The following is a 1,969-nucleotide window of genomic DNA, read 5'->3' as shown; positions in this document are numbered from 1 at the left end:
ACCGAATTCTGTTCCGGTTCAGCGTGCGCTGGCAAAGGCCCACTTGCAGAACAACGAGCCGGCGTTGGCGGAGGAAACATTGCGCTCGGCGGTGCAGTCCAATCCCGGCGATAAAGCGGTGCGATTGGAGTTGTCGCAGTTGCTGACTCAGAGTGGCCGTCCCGAGCAAGCGCGGCCGATCCTGGAGCAGCTTGCCAAAGACTCGCCCAATGACGCATCGACATTGGAAGCGTTGTTTCGCGTGCAAGCAGCACTCAAGGATCTCCCGGCAGCGCGTGCGACGGCGGAGAGCGTGCGACAGTTGCGACCGGACCTGCCGTTGGGTTGGTATTTGCAAGGCGCGATCGACGAGGCCGAGAAGAAATACGACGCTGCCGAAGCTGCTTACGCCCGAGCGCTGGAGATTCAGCCCAGTGCAGGTGAACCGTTGACGGCGTTGGTCCGCGTCGACGTGACGCGCAAGCAGCTTCTCAAAGCGCTGGCGCGATTGGACAAGGTCATTACCGAACAACCTGACAACGCGATTGCTCAGAATTTGCGAGGAGAATTGCTGGCCTCGCGAGGTGAGCTTGCTGCCGCGGCGACCGCATTCAATCAGGCGATTGCAACGGCCCCGCAATGGTGGATGCCATACCGCGGCTTGGCGCTATCGCATCTCGCTGGCAAGCGTAACGATGACGCGATCATGGCACTTGAGAATGGTTTGGCGAAGACCGGAGCTGCGTCACTCGGCACAGATCTCGCCGCACTCTATGAGCGATTGCAGCGGCCGGACGATGCCATTCGCGTGTACGAAACGATGGTGACTCGCGAGCCCGGGTCGATCGCAGCGGCCAATAACTTGGCGATGCTGTTGGTGAGTTATCGCAACGACTCCACCAGCCTGGAGCGTGCTGAGCAGCTCGCTGGCAAGCTCGATCACGTCAGTGAGCCTGCCATTCTGAATACGCGCGGTTGGGTCAAGTTCAAGCGCGGCGCGTATCGAGAGTCGCTGACTCTGTTGCAACAGGCGGTGGAGAAATCGCCTGAGTCGCCGGCCATGCGCTACCACTTGGGTATGGCGTTGCTGAAGACTGGTGATCGTGCTGGCGCCGAGAAAAATCTAGAAGCCGCGGTGAGTTCAGGCCGTCAGTTCCACGGCTCCAAAGAAGCACAAGCCGCGCTCGATGAGATTAAAGCGGCGGGCTAGCGATCGAGCGAAACACCTTGCGAGGCTGAGAAATCGCGGTGGGCTTGCTTCGCGAGCGGCGCTGTTTTATTCGCCGCTGCGCGCGAGCATTGGCGCGCGCTACCAGATCCTGCCATTCGGGGTCCGACATGGGGCGGACGAATTGTAACGGCGAACGAATCAGGTCTTGCATGGCGGGGGCCTGCCAGAAGCATCAGCGAGGAAAGGTGATTCAACCCTTTTCTCGTGACACCGTCGTGTCAGGCCCGTTGCAGGGCTCCGCAAAGGGGCCGGGCTTGCAAAGCCCGCTGAAGCACGTTAGTAGTAGCAAGTCCTGCTTTTGAAGGAAAACGTCCCGATGCTGGACAAAACGGAAACCGCTATCCTGCAATTGCTGGAAGACGACGGACGGCTCTCGTATGCCGAATTGGCCGAGAAGGTCGGGCTGTCGAAGAGCCCGTGCTGGTCCCGCGTACGGGAATTGGAGCGCCGAGGGGTGATCCGGCGTTATCGAGCCGAGATCGATGCGGCCTCGGTCGGGCTGGATCTGCATGCCTTCGTGCAGGTCACCATCAACTCGGCTCGACACACCGATTTCGAGGCGGCGGTGAATCGCCATCCTTCGGTGTTGGAGTGCTTCACGACGGCGGGGCAGGCGGACTATCTAGTACATGTGCTGGTCCGGGGCATCGGTGAGTTGGACGATTTGCTTCGTGCCCAGATCTCGCGGCTGCCGGGCGTGCAAAAAGTGGAAACCACCGTGTGCATGAAGACCATCAAGCATCGCGGCTCGACCATGGC

Annotated in this window: 2 protein-coding genes; both read left to right on the top strand. The window is 60.4% G+C overall.

Going from position 1 to position 1,969, the window contains the following annotated elements:
- Positions 1 to 1,189: tetratricopeptide repeat protein (locus JNL55_RS19605; protein ID WP_293857551.1), on the top strand; the 1,189-nt coding region annotated here is incomplete at its 5' end.
- Between the two features lie 337 nt (positions 1,190 to 1,526).
- Positions 1,527 to 1,969, top strand: a 443-nt coding sequence (locus JNL55_RS19600; protein ID WP_293857548.1) for an Lrp/AsnC family transcriptional regulator, incomplete at its 3' end; no start/stop codon positions are given.

The organism is Steroidobacter sp. (assembly GCF_016790065.1).
Taxonomy (GTDB): domain Bacteria; phylum Pseudomonadota; class Gammaproteobacteria; order Steroidobacterales; family Steroidobacteraceae; genus Steroidobacter.
This window is presented reverse-complemented; position numbering and strand designations above follow the sequence as displayed.